General features: G+C 53.0%; 13 protein-coding genes and 1 tRNA gene. 7 read left to right on the top strand and 7 right to left on the bottom strand.

Going from position 1 to position 22,634, the window contains the following annotated elements; translation table 11 throughout:
* Positions 1–38: 38 nt before the first annotated feature.
* From rimO to C7123_RS00785, 3 genes are all read right to left on the bottom strand, one after another.
* On the bottom strand, positions 39–1,334 hold the full coding sequence (gene rimO / locus C7123_RS00795) for a 30S ribosomal protein S12 methylthiotransferase RimO (protein ID WP_069175447.1): 1,296 nt from the start codon (positions 1,332–1,334) through the stop codon (positions 39–41).
* Positions 1,321–2,286: a signal recognition particle-docking protein FtsY gene (gene ftsY / locus C7123_RS00790; RefSeq protein ID WP_037984639.1), complete on the bottom strand. Its 966-nt coding sequence runs from the start codon at positions 2,284–2,286 to the stop codon at positions 1,321–1,323. Before ftsY ends, rimO begins: the two co-directional genes overlap by 14 nt.
* A 300-nt stretch (positions 2,287–2,586) precedes the next feature.
* Positions 2,587–2,661, bottom strand: a tRNA-Val gene (locus C7123_RS00785).
* Between the two features lie 472 nt (positions 2,662–3,133).
* On the opposite strand from C7123_RS00785, the gene C7123_RS00780 reads away from it, so the two are divergent.
* Positions 3,134–4,249: a TlpA disulfide reductase family protein gene (locus C7123_RS00780; RefSeq protein ID WP_069176379.1), complete on the top strand. Its 1,116-nt coding sequence runs from the start codon at positions 3,134–3,136 to the stop codon at positions 4,247–4,249.
* Between the two features lie 120 nt (positions 4,250–4,369).
* The gene (locus C7123_RS00775; protein ID WP_069175446.1) at positions 4,370–5,749 is read left to right on the top strand and encodes an aminopeptidase P family protein; all 1,380 of its coding nucleotides are present in this window, start codon (positions 4,370–4,372) and stop codon (positions 5,747–5,749) included.
* Between the two features lie 457 nt (positions 5,750–6,206).
* Here C7123_RS00775 and C7123_RS00770 read toward each other — a convergent pair whose 3' ends face one another.
* Complete coding sequence (locus tag C7123_RS00770; RefSeq protein WP_069175445.1) at positions 6,207–8,276, bottom strand: prolyl oligopeptidase family serine peptidase; 2,070 nt, start codon at positions 8,274–8,276, stop codon at positions 6,207–6,209.
* 197 nt (positions 8,277–8,473) lie between these two features.
* Between C7123_RS00770 and C7123_RS00765 the strand changes: the two genes are divergently transcribed.
* The 4 genes from C7123_RS00765 to C7123_RS00750 all read left to right on the top strand — a co-directional run bounded on the left by C7123_RS00765 (position 8,474) and on the right by C7123_RS00750 (position 14,174).
* Positions 8,474–8,713: a DUF4160 domain-containing protein gene (locus tag C7123_RS00765; RefSeq protein ID WP_037987067.1), complete on the top strand. Its 240-nt coding sequence runs from the start codon at positions 8,474–8,476 to the stop codon at positions 8,711–8,713.
* A gap of 11 nt (positions 8,714–8,724) precedes the next feature.
* Positions 8,725–9,126, top strand: a complete 402-nt coding sequence (locus C7123_RS00760) for a DUF2442 domain-containing protein (protein ID WP_237269325.1) — start codon at positions 8,725–8,727, stop codon at positions 9,124–9,126.
* 622 nt (positions 9,127–9,748) lie between these two features.
* Entirely contained in the window at positions 9,749–10,732 is a 984-nt protein-coding gene (locus C7123_RS00755; protein ID WP_069175444.1) for a DUF6261 family protein, read from the top strand.
* Positions 10,733–11,198: 466 nt separating this feature from the next.
* Positions 11,199–14,174 carry a BACON domain-containing protein gene (locus tag C7123_RS00750; protein WP_083206891.1) on the top strand — a complete coding sequence of 992 codons (2,976 nt, stop codon included), beginning with the start codon at positions 11,199–11,201 and terminating at the stop codon, positions 14,172–14,174.
* Positions 14,175–14,333: 159 nt separating this feature from the next.
* Here C7123_RS00750 and C7123_RS00745 read toward each other — a convergent pair whose 3' ends face one another.
* The 3 genes from C7123_RS00745 to C7123_RS00735 form a co-directional block, all read right to left on the bottom strand.
* Complete coding sequence (locus tag C7123_RS00745) at positions 14,334–17,984, bottom strand: 1-acyl-sn-glycerol-3-phosphate acyltransferase (RefSeq protein WP_069175440.1); 3,651 nt, start codon at positions 17,982–17,984, stop codon at positions 14,334–14,336.
* Between the two features lie 1,775 nt (positions 17,985–19,759).
* Positions 19,760–21,211 (bottom strand): decarboxylating NADP(+)-dependent phosphogluconate dehydrogenase, encoded by a 1,452-nt coding sequence (gnd, locus tag C7123_RS00740; RefSeq protein WP_069175438.1) that lies wholly within the window; start codon positions 21,209–21,211, stop codon positions 19,760–19,762.
* Positions 21,212–21,598: 387 nt separating this feature from the next.
* Positions 21,599–21,826, bottom strand: a complete 228-nt coding sequence (locus tag C7123_RS00735; RefSeq protein WP_069175437.1) for a hypothetical protein — start codon at positions 21,824–21,826, stop codon at positions 21,599–21,601.
* Between the two features lie 200 nt (positions 21,827–22,026).
* Between C7123_RS00735 and C7123_RS00730 the strand changes: the two genes are divergently transcribed.
* The gene (locus C7123_RS00730) at positions 22,027–22,632 is read left to right on the top strand and encodes a cob(I)yrinic acid a,c-diamide adenosyltransferase (protein ID WP_069175436.1); all 606 of its coding nucleotides are present in this window, start codon (positions 22,027–22,029) and stop codon (positions 22,630–22,632) included.
* The last annotated feature ends 2 nt before the right edge of the window (positions 22,633–22,634 follow it).

The following is a 22,634-nucleotide window of genomic DNA, read 5'->3' as shown; positions in this document are numbered from 1 at the left end:
ATTATTCGGAATATAAATCTCAGTAGTTCGCCGATGGATTAAACAACCTTCCGGCCATATAGTTCGAACGGTTCAGCGGCTTCAATCTGTACGGAGTAAATTTTACCGAGCTCCATGTCGGCGTCCTTGTGCACGAGCACCTCGGGGTCTACTTCCGGCGAGTCGAACTCAGTCCGCCCGATGTAGTAATCCTCCTCGCGGTCCAGCATCACGCGCAGTGTTTTGCCCACCTTTTCCTCTTGCACCTCGGCCGAAATGGCCTCCTGAAGATCCATCAGCGCGTTCAGCCGCTGCTGCTTCACTTCGTCCGGCACATTGTCTTGTTCATTTTTATAGGAATGCGTCCCCACCTCGTGACTGTAGGCGAAGGCGCCCATTCGCTCGAAACGCATGTCTCGTGCGAACTGCATCAGTTGTTCGAAGTCGTCGTCCGTCTCTCCGGGATAGCCCACCATCAGCGTGGTACGCAGGTGAATGCCGGGCACTTCTTCCCGAATCCGGGCGATGAGTTCGTAAGTCTCTTCTTTCGTAATATGCCGTCGCATGCGCTTCAGCACAGGGTTACTGATGTGTTGGAGGGCGATGTCGAGGTATTTGCAGACGTTCTCGCGCTCGCGCATCACGCGCAGCAATTCGTGTGGGAAATGCGACGGATAGCCGTAATGCAACCTCAGCCACTCCACGCCCGGCACGTCCGACAGTCGCTCGACTAACTCGGGCAGTACGGCTTTGTGGTAAAGATCTTGTCCGTAGTAGGTCAGGTCTTGCGCGATGAGTTGAAACTCGCTGATCCCTTTTTCGGTCAACAGTCGGGCCTCCTTCACAATCTCCTCCATCGGACGCGAGCGGTAACGCCCCGTAATGATCGGTATCGAGCAGTAGGAACATTTACGGTCGCACCCCTCAGCGATTTTTAGGTACGCGTAATGTCCGGGAGTCGTTACAACGCGATCTTCCGAAAATTCGCTCAGGTAGGCCTTACCTAAATCGTTCAGCAATTCTTTCCAGTTGAATTTCCCGTAGAAACGATCTACAAACGGAAGCTCCTGCTGGAGTTCCTCTAAGAAACGCTCCGAGAGGCACCCCATCACGTACAGCTTCCCGATGCTTCCGCGTTTCTTCTCCTCGCCCAATTCGAGGATCAAGTTGATAGATTCTTCTTGTGCATCGCCAATGAATGCGCACGTGTTGACAACGACAATCTCGCCGTTGATCTTCTTCGCGTCGTGGGTGACGGTATATCCGTTCAGTTGAAGTTGGCGCATCAACCGCTCCGAATCGACCAGATTTTTCGAGCAACCGAGCGTGATGATGTCGACCTTATCTTTTCTCATCGTCCCCGAACAGCGAATCCACGAATGCTTTTCTATTGAATACCTGCAAGTCCTCCATGCCTTCGCCCAAGCCAATGTACTTGACTGGGATCCGGAAATGGTCGGAAATACTGATGACTACACCGCCTTTGGCTGTCCCGTCGAGCTTCGTAATGGCCAGTGCATTGACTTCCGTTGCGGCGGTAAACTGCTTAGCTTGCTCAAAAGCGTTCTGTCCCGTCGATCCGTCGAGCACGAGCAGCACCTCGTGCGGAGCGTCCGGAACGACCTTCTTCATTACGTTCTTGATTTTCGTCAGCTCATTCATCAGGTTGATTTTGTTATGCAGACGTCCTGCTGTATCAATGATCACCACATCCGCTCCAGTCGCTTGTGCCGAATTGAGCGTATCGAATGCCACTGAAGCTGGATCGGAACCCATCTTTTGCTTGACTACCGGCACACCCACACGTTCGCCCCAAATAACGATCTGCTCTACAGCCGCCGCGCGAAACGTATCGGCTGCTCCTAACAATACAGAATAGCCATGCTTCTTGAATTGATAGGCCAACTTACCGATAGTCGTCGTTTTACCTACTCCATTGACACCAACCACCATGATCACGTAAGGTCTTTTTCCCTCTGGTGTACGGAAGTCATCCGCGTCCTCGGTCTTATTTTCCGTAAGTAGGGTGGCGATTTCTTCACGTAAGATCTTAGTCAGTTCTGCGGTCGAGACATATTTGTCTTTCGCGGCGCGTTTCTCAATCCGTTCAATAATCTTCAGGGTCGTATCCACGCCCACGTCAGAAGAGATCAAGACCTCCTCCAGTTCATCCAGCACGGCGTCATCGACCTTGCTTTTTCCCACAATGGCTTTGGTGATCTTAGAGAAGACGTTCTCTTTCGTCTTCGATAGACCTTTGTCTAATGTCTCCTTTTTCTCTTTGCTGAAGAAATCAAAAAATCCCATCTCTTAATCGCGTGATAAGTAGGTAAGTAAGATTGGGCCACAAAAGTAGATCTTTTTCGGAAAGCCTAGGGCATACATGATTAGGGCTGCCAGAGTAACCGTATCAAAAACCAAGTAGCTGCATGAGGTAGGGCATATTATTGATAGCACTCCGTCGTCTTCCTTTGACCGAGAGCTTATCTTTCTTCTGCTTGAGAAGAAGCAGGGACAACTTGCGGATGAGATTGAGAAGCTGTTTCGTTGCTTAGCGAATAAACAAAAATAGGAGAAAGCGATTTTGCTTTCTCCTATTTTAATAGGTGGGCGCTGAGGGATTCGAACCCCCGACCCTCTGCTTGTAAGGCAGACGCTCTGAACCAACTGAGCTAAGCGCCCTTTTTTTATTTGATTTTGCTGTCGCTCTCTCTTGAAGACGGTGCAAAGATAAGGGCGTTTTCGAAACCTCCAAAAAATGCCATGAAAAAAGTCGATCTTTTTTGAGTCGTCATGGATCATTGAATTCTTCTTTTGCGCGCTTATGCGTTGTGTCCTAAACTATTGGATAGGATTTCTATGGCTTATTAGTTCTATTCAGAACAAGGTGCTTTTTTCTCCTTGTGGATGGCTTTAGCCTAAATAATGGCAGGAGGAAGTGCATGGCTCAGCCTGTTTCGAGAGTAATTGACGGGCTGTCTGTTCTGCGTGGAGGTGTCTTTTGCTATAGGGATCTTATTCCGAATCAGATTCAGACGGATTTTTACTTTTGCCGCCACTTCGTCAGAGGTTTATTGAGACTTTTGCGCGAAGAGAGATCCCCTATTGTTGTATTGTTATATTGTATCATGTATTAGAACAAACAGATCAGATTATGAAAAGGCTTTTATGGTTTGCAGCAGTGGCTGCAGTATGTGTGAGTTGTGGCGGGAAGAAGTCCGGCTACGTGATTGATGGTAAAATTGCCGAGGGTCGTACGGACCTCGAAGGTAAGTACGTGTATCTGATTCCGTACGGATCAGATGGCGCGGCGACAGACAGTGCATTGATCGAGAAGAATACGTTCAAGTTGCAGGGCGAACCTACCGCTGACGGTCTCTATGCTCTCTACTTGAAGGACGAGGGAGACGAGATGATGAGTCGTGTGGGTGAGGCGCCGTTCTCTGCCGTGTTTGTGTTGCAGAAGGGAGAGATGCAGGCTGTACTTGACTCGTTTTCGTATGTGACGGGTACGCCGGAGAATAACGCGTTCAAAGACATTCGTTCGGTGTTGGTTGATGCGCAGAAGAACTATATGAACCTTGTCAGCAACATCAAGGAGGGCGAATTAGAGGCTGTGAAGGCAAAGGCTAAGCAGCTGGAGGATGAGATGATGGCCAAGGTGAAGGCTTACATCGAGGCGAATCCGAACAAGCTCACTACGGCTAAGCTCCTCACCGATTTCCAGTTTGGGCTGGATGAAAAGACGCAGGAGGCAGCACTGGCCAAGGCGGATTCGGCCTTCATGAAGTTTCCTGGCATCAAGGAGATAGCCGAACATTTGCAGGCTATGAAGAAGGTGGCCGTCGGACAGAAGTTCTCAGACTTTGAGATGGTCGACCTGAAGGGTGACACCCACAAACTGTCGGACTATGTAGGCAAGGGCAACGTGACGCTGGTAGATTTCTGGGCGTCGTGGTGTGGGCCGTGCATGCAGGAGGTGCCGAACTTGAAGAAAACGTATGAGACCTACCACAAGAAGGGATTCGAGATCGTCGGAATCTCGCTTGACTCGGAGAAGGGCGCCTGGGAAGCAGCCGTGAAGGACAAGCAGATGAACTGGATCCACCTGTCCGACCTGAGAGGATGGCAGTCGGCTGGCGGAGCTCTCTACGGTGTACGATCAATCCCGAACACCTTCTTGGTGGATAAGGACGGTACGATTGTCGGTCACAACCTCTTTGGCGAGGAGCTGAATAAGAAGCTGGACGAACTGTTGGCCGAGAAGTAATCCTCCCCGAAACTTTGTGTATAGGTATGATAAAGCGGCAAGGCAAGTGTACAATGTGATACGGCCTTGCCGCTTTCCTTTTACTTTTGCTCCATCTGATTTCAAAACACGATAATTACTATGTTCAAGAAAGAAACTTACATTCAGCGGCGTGAGGCCCTGAAGAAGGCTGTTGGCACGGGCCTGTTGTTATTCATGGGTAACGACGAAGCGGGTTGCAACTTTGAGGACAACCTCTATCCCTACCGTCAGGACTCTACGTTCCTCTACTATTTTGGCTTGCCCTATGCGGGGCTAATGGCCGTCATTGACATCGATGAGAACCGCGAGATCATCTTCGGCGACGAACTGACGATCGACGCCATCGTCTGGATGGGTGTGCAGCCGACACTCCACGAAAAGAGCGAAGCTGCCGGCATTAAAGACGTCCGTCCGTCGGCCGAGCTGAAACCCTACCTCGAGGCAGCCGCCCGCAAGGGACAGCCCGTGCGTTACCTGCCGACTTACCGCCCCGAACATCGCATCAAACTGCTCTCTCTGCTGGGTATTATGCCGGGTGCAGAGCAGCCGTCGGTGGAGTTCATCAAGGCAGTGGTGAATATGAGGAACTACAAGTCGGACGAGGAGATTGTAGAGATCGAAAGGGCGTGCAATGTGACGGCCGACATGCATCTACGTTCGTTACAGATGGTACGTCCGGGAATGCGGGAGTGCGAAGTGGCGGCTGCTGTGCAGGAAGTGGCGGCTGCGCACAACTTCATGCTCTCGTTCCCGACCATTGCCACAGTGCACGGCGAGACGCTCCACAACCACGACCACAGCAACGTGATCCGTAGCGGGCAACTCTTCCTGCTCGATGCGGGCGCAGAGACAGAGATGGGCTACGCGGGCGATATGTCGAGCACAGTGCCTGCCGATCCGAAGTTCACCGCACGCCAGAAGGAAATGTTCGAGATCCAGTTGGCCAGCCACGAGACAGCTGTCAAGGCGCTTCGTCCCGGCATCCGATTCGAGGAAGTCTACGACCTGTCGGCCGAGGTGATCGTCGAGGGCATGAAAAGCGCAGGGCTGATGAAGGGTGACGCCAAGGAGGCTGTCAAGGCCGGTGCGCATGCGCTCTTTTTCCCCCACGGACTGGGCCACATGATGGGCCTCGACGTGCATGACATGGAGAACTTAGGCGAGGCTTACGTCGGCTATGGCGACCAACCGAAGAGCAAACAGTTCGGACGCAAGTCGCTGCGGTTGGCCCGTGAGCTGGAGCCAGGATTTGTGCTGACCATTGAGCCGGGTATCTACTTCATCCCGCAGCTCATCGACTCGTGGCACGCAGAGAAGCGGTTCGCAGACTTCATCAACTACGACAAGGTGATCACCTACAAAGACTTCGGCGGTATCCGCAACGAAGAGGACTACTTGATCACTGCCGATGGTGCGCGTCTCTTAGGCAAGAAGATCCTGCGCCATGCGGACGCACTGGAGGAGCTGCGGAAGGGCTGATGACGGAATGACGGACCGTTAGTTGTCCGTCGTTAGCGCTTATGCCGGGTATCCCGATCGCGGATGCCCGGCATTTTTTATGTGCTCCCGTGCGAGGAGCGGGGCAAACCGTCCGTCGCAGGCGAGGGGTAGCGGCCAAAACGAGCGAGGCCGCCCGGCGGGATCTCCCCGGCAGGCAGCCTCTTGTTGGTATTCAATGTTGTGTACCCCCAATGGCTTTCGCAAGCCCTACGCGGGGAGCACTTCATTGATGATTGACATCAGTCGAGGCACTCGGGGATGACTTTCGCAAGTCCTATGGAAGATGAGCGCCCCAAAATGATCGCTTATAGTATATGAAACAACTCCGGACGGACTTATCGCAAGTCGGTTGGTCGATGGAGCCTTATGATAGCGTAGTATGAGTGGGCGTACGCCAGATGTCACACGCTGGCGCGCGCCCTAATTGCAATTTCTGTTAGAGTCCTAACTGGTTCAGGATGAATTCGAAAATGAATGACCAGTTAGCTATCGATTGCTCGGTGCTTTGTCCCGATCCGTGGCCGCTATCATAGTCGATATGCAGGATGACGGGGTTCAGCTGACCGGGGTTGTTCTGCAGGGCCGCCACAAATTTCTTGGCGTGGAGCGGGTCGACACGACTGTCGTTGGCACCGGTGGTGACGAGCATGGTCGGCAGGTTGACCCCCGAGCGAATGTTATGGTAAGGCGAGTAGGGGAAGAGCCAGCGGAACTGTTCGGCGTCGTCCGAGGAGCCATACTCGGGGATCCAGTAGCGGGCGATGAGGAAGCGGTGGTAGCGGAGCATGTCCAGCAGTGGCACCTGGCAGACGATGGCCCGGTAGAGGTCCGGCCGCTGCGTAGCGATCGCGCCCATGAGCAGGCCGCCGTTGCTGCCTCCCTTAGCCGCAATGCGGGTGGGGTTGGTGTACTTCTCGCGGATGAGCCACTCGGCGCAGCTGTTAAAGTCGTCGAAGGTGTTCTGCTTCTTGTCCAGCATACCGCTGCGGTGCCAGCTCTCGCCATACTCGTCGCCGCCGCGGATACCGGCCTCCACCACGACCACTCCGCGTTCCAGCAGTGAGCGGTAAAATCCGATGTAGCTGGGCGCGATACCGTCGTTGAATCCGCCGTATCCGTCGATCAGCACCGGGTTATTGCCGTCCATTTTGAGTCCCTTCTTGTGGTAGATGAAGGCGGGGATCTTCGTGCCGTCCTTTGAGGGGTAGAAAATGATCTTAGCCTCGATGTCGCTCATGTCTATCGGCGTCTCGCGGGCGAAATAGAGCTTCCATTTGAAGTCTTTGGGCGAGGCCACGAAGGTTTTGGGCATCGTGGTGAAGGTGTTCAGGGTCATGTAGATCGAATCCTTCTCGCGGTCATAGCTGATGCCGCCCACGTTTCCCAGCTCGGGCAGCTCGATTTCGCGCTGCCGATGGCCCTCCAGGTCGTAGAGCGTGAGGCGGCTCTGGATGTCCTTCTTGTCCTGGACGATGATGTTGTGTTTCGTCACTACGCAGTTCTGCATCACGGTCTCGCCTTCGGGGATAAGCACCCGCCAGTCCTTGTATTCGGGTCGGGCCACGTCGGCCGTCATTAGGCGGAAGTTGGGCGCGTGATCGTTGGTGAACATATACATGCGGTCGCCAATGATCTGCGGATAGGCGTTCGATACGGTGCTCTCATAGATGAGTCGTCCCTTCTCGTTCGTGCCCGTGCGACGGATGTAGGCCTTGTTGGAGTAAAAATCGCTCTCGCCATAGACCGTCATGTCGCCGTATCGGTTATCGTAGATGAAAAAGCTGTTTTTGGCGTCGTCCGTGGTGCCAATCTGACGCGCTTTGGAGGCTGGGGTGCCGAACTCCCAGAGATACGTCTTGAGGGGGCGCTGGGCAGCCACGTCCTCCGGCGAACGGAAGGTGACATAGGCGTGCTTCTGGTCCTTGGTCCACTTAAAGTCGAACGTATTCTCGAGCGGTTTGCCGATCTGTTTCCCCGTGCGCGTATCAATGAAATACGTCGTTGAGATCTCCGCGCCACTCTTTTGAGCGCTGATTGCTGCCCGGTTGCCGTCGTAGGTATAGGCCACGCCGGAGGTAGACGTCTTGCCCGTGGGGTCGATGGCCACCGGGTCCCAGATGAGTACACGCTTGCCGTTCAGGATGGTGTAGATGCGATACTGCTTGTCGCCCTTCATCTTCACGGTTTGAAAAACGCGATCGCCGACGTTGGTCAGCGGTCCCTCATAATCGCGGTCGATATAGGCTGCGAGTTGTTCACGTACGCCCGGATGCACCTGCTGTGTCTTCTGGAGGTACTCGATACCATAGTCATGCTGCGCTTTTGACCAGGCCACGACGGCCGGATCGTCCTTATCCTCGAGCCATCGGTAGGGGTCGGTAAAGACAACATTGTGAATCGTGTCTCTTACGGCATGTTGGGGGGTTGCCGGCGGTCGAAACTCGACCTGTGCCCGCCCCGCTGTTCCAGCGAACAGCATCATCGGGAGCCAGTACTGATATTTCATCTTGTGTGGTATAAAAGTGGAGATGTCTATTGAAAACGTGGGCAAAGAAGGGGATGAAAATCGAAAAAATGAAGCCCGAATGCAAAAAAGATCTCTCCTTGTCGCGCCGAATAGGGTGGGGGAGGGCCGGGAGCGGGGGAAGGCCGATCGGGATTCCTCGTGTATCTTTGCCCTACCACTAAATATCCCCTGCATGTATGCCCACCATCTTCATCCTTTTCGGATTCCGATTCATGTTTTACTCTAACGACCACGAACCCATCCATGTGCATGTGACAAAAGGAGACATCCGAGCCAAATTCAACCTCTTTCCCGTCACACTGGTGCAGAATCACGGACTGAAGCCATCGGAGCTCAAGCTCGTAGAGCATGTGATCCGTGAGAATCAAGAAATCATTGCCGAGCATTGGAATCGGTTCTTTAACCAATCAAGATAAACAAAATGGATATGCTACACATTGAAAAGATCTGGCTGACCGACGACGCCATATGGATACGCACTGCGGACGGACGCGAGGCCGCCGAACGCTTTGTCGACTACCCGCGACTGGCCCGCGCTACCGCCGACGAGCGCGCCCGTTATCTGGCCGACGGGGCGGGGATACACTGGCCGGAGCTGGATGAAGACCTCTGTTACGAGGGATTCTTTACGCCTAAGACGCACAGCCCGCTGTACGATTTCTTCATGGCGCACCCGGAGCTGGACGCCTCGGCTGTAGCCCGGCGGATGAAAATGCCGCAGAGCCTCCTCGCCCAGTACCTCAGCGGGGCGCGACAGCTGTCGGAGCAGGGCTTTGAGGAGATCGTGCGAACGGTGCGCTCCATTGGCCGTGAATTGGTCGAGGTTTAGCCCTTGCGCCTATATATATAGGTATAGACGTGCGGGGACGCGAGCTTGTCGCTGTCGGTGGGAGATACGAAGGCTTGGAAAGACCCGTTGTCTCGGACAATGCTAAATGCCTGATTAAGGTATTCAATATTGTCTGAGACAATGATAAATACCTAATCTAACTATCTATCATTGATCGAATCAACGATAAATAAGAGCGTCGATATTTATTATCGTCTCCGGAAACATTGAATACCTGCATGAGTTGTTTATTATTATCTCAGACAATGACTCCCTCCGAGGGGTGAAGTCTCCTCGCGCCCGAGACAGTGTCACCTTCGAAGGCTCGGAACCTCTTATTGACAGAGGCTGTAAGGGTTTTCTATGCGTGAAGCCTTTCTATGTCTGAAAAAGTGTCACCTTTGGGGGTCTAAAATCTCTTATTGACAGAGACCGTAAAAGTTTTTTGCATGCAGAGCTTCTCTATGTCAGAAATGGTTGTACCTTTGGGGCCGTCAGATCGCCCCTTGTCTGAGGTGGGAGAGGCTTCCCGAAAGAGACGTTTTTTCGCGCTTCAGACAATGAGAGATTTGTTCGAGTAAAATTCACCATATTTGCACACAATTCTAGACCATGTAATGTTATGTCGAAAGAAAAAGTGAGCAGCTACGAGCTCCCAAAAACAGTAAACTTTATCGTAGCCAACACCTCGAGATTCTCCGCAGAGGAGTATGTACCCTATCAAGTAGAGCTTTTCAAGCACGTCAAGGCAGCCGACCAAACGAAGATCAAACTGCCGGCCGGCATGGCTGAGGAGTGGGATCGCCTGAACGGTGTCGGGATGGAGATCAACAAGGTCACCGCCACTTCGGGCCTTACCAAAGCCAAGCAGAAGAAAGATCAGGAGCGCGACCGCCTGCTGATACACCTCTTCGGCATGATCCGCCAGCAGAAGTACGCGCCCAAGAAGGAGACCATCGAAGCCGCCGAACGCCTCAGCATCATCGTGGCCCCCTATCTGGGAGCACGCGACAAGCGCTGCGACATCAAATCCGGGCTCATCCTGGGGCTGGAAAAAGACCTCGGTAAGGCCCCGGCCGACGTGGCAGCCGTGGGACTCACCGACACCCTGAGCCAACTGCACACCGTCAACGCGGAATACATGACCCTGGGCGGAGCCAGCGACGCCGAAATCATCGAACGCAGCAAGTTGCCGTCCATTCGGGACGTCCGAGATGCCATCGACAAGATCCATCTGGTGGCCTGCCAGGTGCTCCAAGCCAACTACTTGACCACCACCAAGGACGAGGAACGCACGGCCATCGAGGCCCTGGCCGAACAGATGAACCAGGTCACCCTCCGCTACAAGTCGCGCCACAACGTCAGTGAGGCCCAGAAGAAATCCGCCGCCGAGAAGCATCCCAAGGGACCCAAGGAGCCGAAGGAGCCCAAAAAGCCGGCCGATCCGAAAGACCCCAAGGACCCGAAAAAGCCCGACGCGCCCAAGGATCCGAAGGACCCCAAGCAGCCCGGCACCGGCCCCGGCGAGCAGCCCAAACCGGGCGGCGAACAACCCAAACCGGGCGGCAGCGACGGAGGCCCCGACATCCACCTTCCGGAAGAGTAAGACGAGACGAGAGACAATGGTCTAAGAGCGAGAAACGCCGTGCGCATGCGTTCACCCCGCAGGTGCCCGGCCGTTTTTCGTTTTGCGTCTTACGCTTGAGTCCTACTGTTTTTGGCTATTCGCTTTGCGGTTTGCGCGTGTGCCCTACTGTTTTTGGCTATTCGCTTTGTGGTTTGCGCGTGAGTCCTACTGTTTTTAGCTATTCGTTTTGTGGTTTACGCGTGGGCCCTACTGTTTTTGGCTATTCGCTTTACGGTTTACGCGTGAGCCCTACTGTTTTTAGCTATTCGTTTTGTGGTTTACGCGTGAGTCCTACTGATTTTAGCTTTTGATTTTTCACTTATCCGTTTCCCCGACTTGTTTTTAGCTTTCCGTTTTTCATTTTTTAGCTTCCCCGACGCAGCGTTTGGCTGCGTTTTTCGCATCACAGATCACGTATTACACACACAACAAAATATCTACGAAAATGAAAAGAACAACCCCTTGGATCGTGGCGCTGGCCTGCCTCACCACGATCGGCGGCTCCCTCTGGGCCGCCAGCGAAATGAATCTCGCACCTTGGGCCGCCCCCGCTCCGGCCCCGGCGCCTGCACCGAAGCAGTTGACCGTCACGGCCGCCCCAACCGACAGCGTGGCCGACACTGGAGGCACGGTGACTCTCACTATCCAAAGCGATACCGCGTGGTCAGTGTCAACCGTTCCCGCTTGGATTACGCTCTCCCAAACCAGCGGGTCTAAGGGTGTAGGATCGGTGACCGTAGATGTCGCTGTCAACACGACCTCTTCCCCACGTACAGCTACAATCGAAGTTTACGCCACGGATAGTTCCGCTTTGAAGCAGATAATTACGATCAGCCAGAAGGCCCAAGCGCCGGCCACGATAGCCGTTACGGGAGTCTCTCTGAACAAATCTAACGAAACGCTTACCGCGAGCGGAGCCACCCTGTCGCTGACCGCAGCCGTCGCTCCTATCAACGCCTCGAACAAGAGCGTAACTTGGGAAACCTCTGCATCAGGGGTAGCATCCGTCTCCGGAAGCGGTCTTACGGCTACGGTTACTCCACTCACTGCAGGCTCAGCCACGATTAGCGTAAAGACGGCCGATGGTAACTTCACGGCCTCTTGTAATGTAACTGTCAATGCCGCCGCAGTGCCCGTTACAGGCGTGAGCTTTTCTCCGGATAAGGACACCGTTGTCCTCAACAGTGGTAATCGCACAATCACGGCGACCATCACCCCGGACACGGCGACAAATAAGACTGTTTTTTGGGAAAGTCTGACTCCCACAGTGGCCGCCGTCGAGCCGGGCTCGGGACTTACGGCCACGGTAAAACCGCTTACTGTGGGTGATGCCGTCATTCAAGTGAAGACAGACGATGGAAACTTTACAAGCAACTACCGGTTGCACATCAAACCCGCCGCTGGCACGCCTCGCACCTTCACCGTCACCCCGACAACCTTCTCCAACCCCGCTTCTGGCGGATCGGGTAGGGACACGATCAACATCGCCTCCAACGTCGCTTGGGTGGCCACCGTGCAAGCCGGACAAAACTGGCTCAGCGCCGAGGGTGCCACGACGGGAACGGGTAACGGTAGCGTGACCCTCACCTACACCACCAACACCTCCGCCGCCCGCTCGGCCACCGTGACACTCAAGACTGCCGCAAACGACACGACCGTCACCGTCACCGTCAATCAGGCCGCGGGAAGCGCCGTCCTCGAGCTCGAAGACACCGCCCAGCTGCGGAATGTGCCCTTCACCGGCAGCAATATCTCGATCAAGGTCAAGAGCAACGTCCGCTGGCGAATCACGTCCGACGCCGGCCCCTGGATCCAGTTCCTCGACACGCAGGGCAACCCGCAGACAGCCCGCCAGGGCGGCAACGACCAGACCGTTACCGTGCGCGTCCTGCCGAACCTCGCCACCATCGGTCGCACGGCCAAGATCACCGTCGAGACAGAGCAAACGGGCGTGCCCAAAATCACGCGGACGGCTAACGTCAGCCAGTCTGCCACCGATTTTAGCTTCAATATCAACGGTCTGCCCGAGCCCGTGGACGCTGCTGGCGGAGAGTTCGCCCTCGCCCTCAGCGGCAGCGCAAATTATGCCGTGTCCACCCGCAACACAGATTGGCTAAAGATCAAAGAAGCCGAGGTGGAGAAGGACTCCATCAGCTATGCCGGCGGCACGCGCACCTTCAAGTTCCTCGTCAAGGCTAACGAGACGGGCGGTCCGCGCATAGGCTACGTCCGTGTTTACTACGGCGGCGCACTCGTCCAAACGCGCAAAGTCACCCAGACGGGCAACCAGATCAATGTCCAAATCATTACCCCGGGAACAATCCCCGTCAACGGCGGTACGAAAGAGGTCCGCATCAGTGGCTCCGCCAAGTGGAACATTCGCATCTCAGCCGACTGGCTCCGCGTCGATAAGAAGAAGGCTGCCACGGGGGCGGTCAACGACACCCTGATCACCTTCCGCGCTGCCGGAAAGAACCCCAGCATCCAGCCGCGTACGGCCACCGTTACCGTCCTCACCAAGCTGGGAAAAGAAGCTGCCTCGTTCACCCTCACCCAGGACGGCACTTTCTCCACCGTCTACGACAAGAATCTCTTCGAGTCGACCTCCGAAAAGGGTGGCGAGCGTACCGTTACCGTCAACAGCGAACAACCCTGGCTGCCTACGCTGAGCGAAGTGGCGGCTGCCCCCGCTGCAACTGCTGAGCTGCTTCGCGTGGGCGTATCCGGCACGGACACAACGCTCACCTGGCTCACCGTTAACTACGACCGCGAGGCAGGACCTTCCCGCTACAACGGCACTGTCAAGATCGTCGTCAAGCCGAACAAGACACAGCTTTCTCGTGAGGCGCTGCTGATCCTCAAAACCACCAATGGCGTGGCCCTTGACACAGTCGTCATCAAGCAGTACAACGTCAGCGGTAAAATGACGCCGCGCGCCGCCGAGGTCAAGGTAACGTCCCTGACAATGAACCGTCCGAACGTGACCATCAACGGAGAGAAGAACGTACAGCTCTCGGTAGCTGTCAAGCCAGACAACGCGACGAACAAAAACGTGACATGGGCCAGCAGCGACACCTCGATCGCCAAAGTTGACGCCAAGGGACTCGTCACCATCGGTCGTAAGAAGGGCAAAGTGACGATCACCGCCACCGCAGCTGACGGCAGCGGCGTAAAGGCCACCAGCATCATCGACGTACTTATCCCGCAAGCAAACATGGAGTTCTCCGGCCTGAAGGTGTACGCCACCGCTGGCCAGTTGCACCTGTCGCTGCCCGCGTCGGATGACGTACAGATCTACGCGGTCTCGGGTACGCTCGTTCGCTCCTTCACTGCTCCCGCTGGCGACACGTCTGTATCGCTTCCGTCGGGTATCTACATCGTTCGCGTCGGATCGCTGACCGAGAAGGTTGCCGTGGAGTAATCTTTTAACGGCTAACGATTAATGGCCAATGGCAACGCTTGAATTGGGCTAAGTATTGGCCATTCGCCATTCGGCATATCCAAAGAAGTCCCCCGGGCAAGGAGCAATCCTTAGCGCGGGGGACTTTTTTATGGGCGATAGGGAAGGGTGCGGGGCGGATTAGGTCTCGCTGACGTACTGGAGATTGTCGGGGCGGGCGGCGCAATGCATGGCGATGGCACGGCGATCGTCGTCGGGTTCTACGGCGGTGATTCGTAGATGGGGCTTGACGAGTGCAGCGAGTAAGGGCTGCTCCCCGTAGCCGGTATTGCGTAGGGTCACTTCGCCGCTGTCGGGCAGGGCGGAAATTTCGGCCGTGTAGTTGTCGTGCTGGCTTAATGCGTAGCGAACAGCTCGTTCGACGGATGGCCCCTTATAAATATAGTTGTGGAGGACAAGGTCGGAGAAGTACGCGGGCGTTTCTACGCGGCGGCAAAGGGCCTCGTATTCCGCACGATAGAATTGGCGAAGCTGGCGGGCCCGTGCGATGTGGTCCGTGCCAAAACGCGTGTCAGCGGGGGTGATGCGAGGGAGCACGCGAACGTGAATGCTGCCACGGCGAAGCATGAAGTCTTGCTTGGGTAAAACATGTCCCGTACCGTGAAGCACGACGGGTAGCAGGTCCATATTTAATTGTTCAGCCAGAAAAAATGCACCTCGCCGGAAGCGCAATAGCGAGCAATCTGGGGAGCGGGTGCCCTCCGGGAAGATTGCAATGGAGTAACCCTGATGTTTGGCCTCGCGCAGGTGTTCCAAAGTGCGGTCGAGTCCCTCCGTGACAGGATAAAAGTCTGCGTAACGGATCAATTGGCCATAGAAGGGAGAATGCCACACCCAATCGTTCGTCAAAATGATGAGCTTGGGGGTGAGCATGAGTAAACACATGAGGTCGAGGTGAGACTGGTGGTTACACAGGATGATAGATGGCCGGCGAAAATCCTCGCCGCAGGTGTTCTCCACCGTAGTACGCACTTGGGGGAAGTGGTGCATGGTGAAACGGGCCACGCTGTAAAGCATGCGATGGTAAGCCGCTTTTTTACGACTCGTTTTTTTGCCCAAAGTGAACATCACCCATCCTACAACGGTCAATCCAAAACTCAAGACGAGGAAATACGTAAACGCATAGATGCTTATGAGCAAATTGCGGAGTGTTACAGGCATGCGGCGAGCTTTCCCGCGCGTAGACGTCAGGAAACCAAAAAGAAAGGGCGGAAAAATGTACGCCATAACTACCACGGAAAACATCCCCACCACGGTTACCTCGCCGAGGGAACGAAGCGCTGGGTGACGGGCAAAAATCATCGCACCCATGCCCACAAACATAATGGCGGCAGAAAGGGCTATGCTGTCTTTGTATGATGCCAAAGTGCGGCGCCGATAAGTGTACTCATAAATGAGTCCTTCCGTCATGAAGATGGTGTAATCGTCGCCTTGACCGAATATAAACGTGGCCAGGATGATATTTACGATGTTGAATTTCATGTCGAAAATGCCCATCAATCCAAGAATCCAAACCCAACTGAGCGCGAGGGGTAGAAAGGCTATCAAACTGAGTTCGAGCCGACCCAGGGAGAACAGCAGGAAGATAAAAACGATGAAACCGCAGACGTAGAGGACATAATTGAAGTTATCCGACAGGGAGGCGATCATGCGGCGGGTCATCGACTCAGCATCAAAGGCGATAGAGGCGGTGTTGCGATCGTTCAGGGCCTTTTCTACGGCCGGAGCACGGTCGGCGTCAAGATACAAGAGGTTGACAATCATCGTTTTTTCGGGCCGCTCAAATACATAGCTTCCGCCTACGGTCTGGCGAAGGGGATTGAAAAATTCAAGCCCTTCGATCGACCACGATCGGCTTACGGACGCATTGAAAGCACCGAATGCGTCGGCACGAAAACCCAGCCGAGAAGCCTCTTCATTCAAAATATGTAGCACAGAGTCTCGCCGCGTTTTCCAAAAAGCCTCCCACCGGCCGAGACGCTCTGCTTGACGAGCGCGCGAAGGAATCAGGCCGTCAATGCCTCCCACGCGACTGATATCGCCTCTTTTTTTCAGGTCAGCGAGGGCCGCGAGACTCTGTTCGTTGGCTTCTAAGGCCGAATCGGGCGTGGCGCCTTCCGTCACGTAATAAAGAATGTGTTGATTTTCGCTCAACATGGCCCGCAGGTGCGCAAAATCTTTCCGATGGGCGTCCGTCATGTAATTAATGCGTGCCATATCGGCCTCAAAAGACGATCCGTCAGAAAAAAAGCTCAATAAAATGGTGAGAAAGACCACCGCGCCGATCACCACGCGATTACTTCCCCACGGGCGAGACGTAAACCATCTAAAAGGCGAATAATCAGGGCGTGGGACGGCCCTATGCGGAAGTAAATGGGGCAAAAAAAGGAGCACAAAAAGGATCGTCCCAACGAGCAGAAGCGATGCAAACCAACCGAGATCTCGCATCGCATCTGAATTGATAAAAACAAGGCTCATAAAGGCGCTAACCGTAGTCACATTACCCACGGTTAGGGGCCGGACGATGTCTTTTATTACTGCACGGGGGTCGGGCGTATGATGGTGATGGCCAATGAAATGCAGCGGATAGTTTATTGCGATACCGAAGATGATGGAACTAATGCCAACGGCAATTGTAGAGGCCTCGCCGCGAATAAGATGAAGCGCAGCAAGCGCAAAAAGTCCACCGAAAAGGACGGCTGCAAACACAAGACCTATTTCTCGCGCACTCCGGAAGGAATAAATGAGGAGCGCAAGAATAATGACGGCCGAAAGGATGCCCGTGAACAGCGCGTCTTGTCTAATCCGATTGGCGTTGGAGAGGGAGATTTCCACGGCTCCAAAACTATGGAATGAGACACCCTTGAACTCCCGTTCGGTCTCCGCCATGCACGTTTTGAGGTTCTTGATAAAGCGCTCATTCGCAGATGTTTCGCTGGCGGGGATGCTGCATTCGATCATGAGCAATGCACGCCCGTCATCGGCAAAGATGTGATCCTGAAAGAGGCTAAAACGTCCGCCAGCTTGCATGTTGCGAAGCCGATCCACCGCCCCTTCGGTCAATCGGAGGGGGTCGGCCAATAGCTGCGGCCTTAAAATCATGCCGACGGACGAGGTGAGGATGTCCCGATCCGCCTCCAAGCGACGAGCGATGGCCGTGCGGTTCAGCGTGGAATCTATTCGCTGATAATCCTCATCGGTGAGAAAGTACGGCATGTTATCTGTCACAAATTCAGCCACCTCCATCATTTCCGCGGGGTCAATTCGATAGCGAAGACGCTGTATGCGATCCGCGTCGGGCATTGTTCGCAGCCGTTCGGCCAGCGCGTCGATTGCCTCCACCTGTTCGGCCCGCGCTTCGTCGGTCGTGTCGGTTGCGCTGCAATAAACCGTGATGTGATTGGAGAGGATCACGTCCCGATAGGCATTATTTATGCGCGCATTTTCGCTGTCGTTAGGCAGAAAGCGTGCAATGTCTTCCTTAAATCCTAACCGGTAAGCCGAAAAGAGGCAAAAAGCTGTGAGAAAGAGCAATAGCACAAAAAGCAGCGCCCTATGTCGGGCGAAAAAATCATAGATGGAAAGTATAAGATGGCTCATGGGCGAGTAAAAAATGGATATTGAAAAATGAAATGCCTTTGTATCATCCGATGTAGGCGACTGCAAAAATGGCGTACTAATTTCATTTGCCCATATATGACCCCCGAAAAAATGCAGCGCCCTCGTTTTGCCGATAGAAAGGGTCATGCACCTCTTCAGGAAGCCATCCATCGCTCAAAATACTAAGCGAGATGAATGTTTTTTAGTGTATCTTCCGGAAGCGATTAAGCTGCAGGAATGTTGCTTAGTTGCTCTACTGAAGCAATTAAGCCGAGAAAATGTCTCTTAGTTGCTCTACTGAAGCAATTAAGCCGAGAAAATGTCTCTTAGTTGCTCTACTGAAGCAATTAAGCTGTAAAAATGTCTCTTAATTGCTTCATCAGAGCAACTAAATAACATGAATGTGATTTAGTATTTTCGATCCAAGATATAGTCCTGCAAAACCTATTCAGACTTGCCCGAATCAAAGCAAAGTTCATGCAAAACGGCATGAACTTCCTTTTGATCAAATAGAGACCTATGCAAAATGTATCGACCCTTTATTTGAATCGAGAAAGGGTCATGTGAAACAACATGACCTTCTTTTTGATCCGAAAAATGGTCATGCAAAATCGATTATCCCTCTATTTGAATCGAAAAAGGGTTATGCGAAACGACATAGCAGGTATTTCTGTAGGGGCGTATTGCATACGCCCCCTCAATGCATCCTCAAAAGAAACGTATGATCAGAAATCCAGGTACATGTGGGGCGTATTCAATACGCCTATACCCTGACGGATGAAAAGATCTATTTCTAAGATTAATTTTGAGGTTATGCAAAATGGTATGACCCTTTTTTTGATCTGAAAAATGGTCATGCGAAATTGTATGACCTTCTTTTTGAATCGAAAAATTGTCATGCAGAATCGATTACACCTCTATTTGAATCGAACAATAGTTATGCGAAATGGCACGACCCTTTTTTTGATCTGAAAAATGATCATGAAAAATTTCATCTCTTTCTTTTTGATCTAAAAAATAATCATGCGAAACGATATAGCAGGTATTTCTGTAGGGGCGTATTGCATACGCCCCCTTAGGATGTCCCCAAAAGGAACGTATGATTAGAAATCCAGATACATGTAGAGCGTATGCAATACGCTCCTACCCTGACGGACGAAAAGATCTATCCCTAAGATCAATTTTGGGGTTATGCAAAATGGAATGATCCTTTTTTTGATCTGAAAAATGTTCATGCAGAATCGATTATACCTCTATTGGAATCGAGAAAGAGTTATGCGAAATGGCACGACCCTTTTTTTGATCAAACAGAGACCTATGCAAAATGTATTGACCTTTTATTTGAATCGATAAATAGTTATGCGAAATAGAACGACCCTTTTTTTGATCTAAAAAATAGTCATGTGAAACGATATAGCAGATATTTCTGTAGGGGCGTATTGCATACGCCCCCTTAGGATGTCCCCAAAAGGAACGTATGATTAGAAATCTATGTACATGTGGGGCGTATGCAATACGCCCCTACCCTGACGGACAAAAAGGTCTATTCCTAGGATCAATTTTGGGGTTATGCGAAATGGTATGACACTTTTTTTGATCTAAAAAATGGTCATGCAAAATCGATTATCCCTCTATTTGAATCGAAAAAATGTTATGCGAAACGGCATGACCATTTTTTTGATCTGGAAAATGGTTATGCAGAATCGATTATACCTCTATTTGAATCGAAAAAGGAGTATGCGAAACGGCAGGAAAAGATTTCTGGAACATGTTTTTGAGAGGTGTTTTTGAGGCACTTATTTTGAGGGAGTATTTTTCTTTGTTGTGAGGTGGAAATAGTTTAGATTAAAGGGGAAAAAGGGACGATAGGGGCAAAAAAAGTCCTGCCAGAGGGAGAAAATGAAGCTCCACATCTGGCAGGACGGTCATTTTTTAGCTATATTTCTTCACGCCGTATAGGTTGAGGCCGATGTGTCGCCACCTTTTCCTGTCCAATTGGTGTGGAAGAAGGTTCCGCGCTCACGATCGACGCGTTCGTAAGTGTGCGCCCCAAAAAAGTCGCGCTGCGCCTGTAAGAGGTTGGCCGGCAGACGCTCCGTGCGGTAACCATCGAAGTAGGAAAGCGCCGCGCTCATCGATGGCACAGGAATTCCGTTCGTGACGGCCGACGCCACCACGCTTCGCCAACCAGATTGGGCCGTGAGAACTTTCTCCTTGAAAAATGGATCCAAAAGAAGGTTCGTGAGGTTCGGCATGCGGTCAAATGCCTCCTTAATTTTGCCCAAGAAGACCGACCGGATGATGCATCCACCGCGCCACATGAGCGCGATGCCGCCGTTGTTGAGATTCCAGCCGTAAGTGTGGGCCGCCTGACGCATCAGGGCATAACCTTGGGCGTAAGAAACGATCTTGGCGGCGTACAGGGCGTCGTGCAGGTCGCTGAGGAAGGCCGCGCGATCGCCCGCGAACGTCTTTTTCGGCCCAGAAAGTTCTGCGGAGGCCGCCACGCGTTCCTCTTTCATCGCAGAAAGGCTGCGGGCAAACACCGCCTCCGTAATTAGCGTCAGGGGGACACCCTCGTCGAGGGCCGCGATGGCTGTCCACTTGCCGGTGCCCTTCTGGCCGGCCGCGTCGAGGATATAATCGAGCGTATATGCGCCCGTGTCGTCGCGATAGGCCAAAATATCTCGGGTGATTTCGATCAGGTAACTGTCCAAATCTCCCTCGTTCCACTTGGCAAACACGTCGTGCATCTCCGCGTTCGACATTCCGAGCAAATCTTTCATGATTTGGTACGTCTCGCAGATCAATTGCATGTCGCCATATTCTATGCCGTTGTGCACCATCTTGACAAAGTGGCCAGCGCCGTCCTCGCCGACCCAATCGCAGCAAGGCATGCCGTCGGCTTTGGCGCAGATGGATTGAAAGATGGGCTTCACGAGCGGCCATGCGGCCGTGGAACCTCCCGGCATCATCGACGGGCCGTTAAGAGCACCCTCTTCACCGCCCGAGACGCCTGTTCCGATGTAAAATAAGCCCTTGCTTTCCACATACTTCGTTCTTCGGATCGTATCGGGGAAGTGCGTATTTCCCCCGTCAATAATTACGTCGCCAGATTCGAGGTGGGGGAGTAGCTGCTCGATCAAATCGTCGACAGCAGGCCCCGCCTTGACCAGCATCATCACCTTTCGCGGCCTTCGGATGGCCCTGCAAAACTCCGCGATCGTATGCGTGGCGATAAATTTTTTGCCGCGCCCTCTCCCGTTCACGAAATGGTCCACTTTTTCCGTCGTACGGTTATACACGGCCACCGTATAGCCCTTACTTTCCATATTGAGCACCAGATTCTCGCCCATCACGGCGAGTCCGATCAGCCCGATGTCTGCCAAATTCTCCATTTGATTGTTCTATTATATAGTTAGGGGTTGTATGTGATACGTTTTAAGAGACTATTTTTCAGCTCTATTCGTCATAAGTCTTGCTTGATCGATGAAGACATGCGTTCGGGATCTCTTCTGCACGGCCAAACGTCATGAATAATGACTTCCAAACCTTGATTCTCTATTCGATAGATTAATTTGTAGCGCTTGTCTGCAACGATCGATAGGGAGAGATGGGGTGCTTCAGATCGGTTTCTATTCGTCCTGCGGTGGAGAAGATGGAAAGCGTTTTTGCAGCATTCAATAATCGCTTCAATAAATGTCTCGCACCTTGTTCACTAATTGCTGCATGATACGAATAGATCTCATTCAAAGTGATCCAAGCCCTTTTTGTCCAACGAACTTTTATGTCCATTCAGGTCTCATCTTTTTTATTTCATCGGTCGTATAGGTGCGTTCGCCACGCAGCCATCCTTCATAACTTTCGTAGACCTGCCGCCGGAGTTCCTCGATAGGCACACGAAGAAAAGGGGCGATGTCATCTTCATCGGCCCTCGTATCCACTTCATATTCAGCCATGGGTTCTTTCACGTGGCCTTGTTTCGTCTTTGGAGGATAGGTGCACTCTTTCATTGTGAACTACTTATTTGATTCTTTCAGCGGACAAAAGTACGGCACGGCCGAAAACCGATAGCTATTCCCGTGCAACCTGTCAGGAGGCCCAACTTTCCGCCCCCATGCTTGCAGCTCATGCCCCCGAGCCTATCTTTGCCCGCGAGTTTTGATTTTTGGCTACACATTATATATACATCCCTCTATTCTCGACCCACGCAATGAAGATCTACACGAAAAATGGCGACCGCGGACGTACCGGGCTTCACGGCGGATCCCGTGTCGACAAGGACGATCCACGTATCGAAGCCAATGGCTGTCTTGACGAGTTAAACGTGGCTATTGGCCTTTTGCGCGCCCGACTCAATGCCTCGCACGAGTGGCAATTCATGTTGCATGACGTGCAACGGACGCTTATGGTTGTTATGTCACACGTCGCCACTCCGTCTTCCGTGCGACACCTCAACCCGAACGTGTTGCCAGACGATCTTTCGGCACAATGCGAATCGTGGATAGATGCAATGACGTTGCTAATGGCTGACGGCGAAGGTTACTTTATCCTTCCTGGCGGCACAGAAATATCTGCCCTCTGTCATCAAGCGCGCGTAGCCGCTCGACGCGCTGAACGTCGCCTGTGCACGCTCAATAAGCTCGATGCGCTGCCCGCACAGATCATGTCGTACATCAATCGCCTCTCCGACCTCTTTTTTACGATGGCGCGCTACGACTTACACCTCGCCGGAGCCTCTGAGGAGCGTTGGCAGGCCTTCGGATACAAGCGAAAGAGGCGAGAAGACGTGGCGGAGAATCGGGGCGAAGGCAATTAGCA

The sequence above is a fragment of the Tannerella serpentiformis genome (assembly GCF_003033925.1).
GTDB lineage: Bacteria > Bacteroidota > Bacteroidia > Bacteroidales > Tannerellaceae > Tannerella > Tannerella serpentiformis.
The sequence above is the reverse complement of the archived record's forward strand: the minus strand, read 5'-3'. Positions and strand labels throughout refer to the sequence as shown.

Bases quoted from the DNA above. Each gene is read 5' to 3' on its own strand.
- C7123_RS00770 (WP_069175445.1), bottom strand. From the start codon at position 8,276: ATGAAATATCAGTACTGGCTCCCGATGATGCTGTTCGCTGGAACAGCG.
- ftsY (WP_037984639.1), bottom strand. From the start codon at position 2,286: ATGGGATTTTTTGATTTCTTCAGCAAAGAGAAAAAGGAGACATTAGAC.
- gnd (WP_069175438.1), bottom strand. From the start codon at position 21,211: ATGGAGAATTTGGCAGACATCGGGCTGATCGGACTCGCCGTGATGGGC.
- C7123_RS00750 (WP_083206891.1), top strand. From the start codon at position 11,199: ATGAAAAGAACAACCCCTTGGATCGTGGCGCTGGCCTGCCTCACCACG.
- C7123_RS00755 (WP_069175444.1), top strand. From the start codon at position 9,749: ATGTCGAAAGAAAAAGTGAGCAGCTACGAGCTCCCAAAAACAGTAAAC.
- C7123_RS00760 (WP_237269325.1), top strand. From the start codon at position 8,725: ATGCTACACATTGAAAAGATCTGGCTGACCGACGACGCCATATGGATA.
- C7123_RS00775 (WP_069175446.1), top strand. From the start codon at position 4,370: ATGTTCAAGAAAGAAACTTACATTCAGCGGCGTGAGGCCCTGAAGAAG.
- C7123_RS00745 (WP_069175440.1), bottom strand. From the start codon at position 17,984: ATGGATGGCTTCCTGAAGAGGTGCATGACCCTTTCTATCGGCAAAACG.
- C7123_RS00730 (WP_069175436.1), top strand. From the start codon at position 22,027: ATGAAGATCTACACGAAAAATGGCGACCGCGGACGTACCGGGCTTCAC.
- C7123_RS00735 (WP_069175437.1), bottom strand. From the start codon at position 21,826: ATGAAAGAGTGCACCTATCCTCCAAAGACGAAACAAGGCCACGTGAAA.
- C7123_RS00765 (WP_037987067.1), top strand. From the start codon at position 8,474: ATGCCCACCATCTTCATCCTTTTCGGATTCCGATTCATGTTTTACTCT.
- C7123_RS00780 (WP_069176379.1), top strand. From the start codon at position 3,134: ATGAAAAGGCTTTTATGGTTTGCAGCAGTGGCTGCAGTATGTGTGAGT.
- rimO (WP_069175447.1), bottom strand. From the start codon at position 1,334: ATGAGAAAAGATAAGGTCGACATCATCACGCTCGGTTGCTCGAAAAAT.